The sequence below is a fragment of the Bradyrhizobium sp. Leo170 genome, from assembly GCF_004296405.1.
Lineage (GTDB): Bacteria > Pseudomonadota > Alphaproteobacteria > Rhizobiales > Xanthobacteraceae > Bradyrhizobium.
This window is the reverse complement of sequence record NZ_PSRR01000847.1, coordinates 1-591: the sequence shown is the minus strand read 5'-3', so window position 1 is coordinate 591 and position 591 is coordinate 1. Positions and strand designations below refer to the sequence as shown.

At 65.0% G+C, this 591-nt stretch carries 1 protein-coding gene and 1 pseudogene; both read right to left on the bottom strand.

Annotated elements, in window-relative coordinates; all coding sequences use genetic code 11:
• Positions 1-397 (bottom strand): ATP-binding protein (locus CWO89_RS45060; protein WP_207234734.1); only part of this gene is annotated, 397 nt, incomplete at its 3' end.
• Positions 398-413: 16 nt separating this feature from the next.
• A pseudogene (locus CWO89_RS45055) lies at positions 414-591 on the bottom strand (IS21 family transposase); the annotation flags it as partial.

The following is a 591-nucleotide window of genomic DNA, read 5'->3' as shown; positions in this document are numbered from 1 at the left end:
GATAGAGAACCGAGCGATTGTCGCGGCAGGCCTTGTGGCCGAGGGCACAGGCTAACCAACTTTTGCCCAATCCGGTCGCTCCGGTTATGAGCAAATTCTCGTGGCGATCGATCCAGTCGCCGCTGACGAGCTTGGCGAAGACGGCCCGGTCGATCCCCCGCGGCGTGCGCAAATCGACGTCCTCCACGCAGGCATTCTGGCGGAGCGCGGCCAGCTTGAGGCGCGTGGTGAGCCGCCTGGTGTCGCGTTCCGCGGCTTCCCGGTCGACCAGCAGGCCGATGCGATCTTCGAACGGCAAGGCTTCGAGATCAGGTGATCGGCGCTGCTCCTCGAAGGCCTTGGCCATGCCGCTCAAGCCGAGCTCGATCAGGCGTTCGTGGGTGGGATGGTTGAGCATACAGGTCTCCTTGGCTTCAGTGGAAATAATCCCGGCCGCGGATGTTGCCGTGGCGCAGGGGTTGGGGTTCGGAGGGCTCGTCGAGAAAGGTGCGATCCAGGCCGTTCTGGAGGATGGAGCGGATCGAGGCGACGGATCGCGCCTTGATCAGAATGCCGCGCCGGCAGGCCGCGTCGACGCGCTCGGCGCTGTAG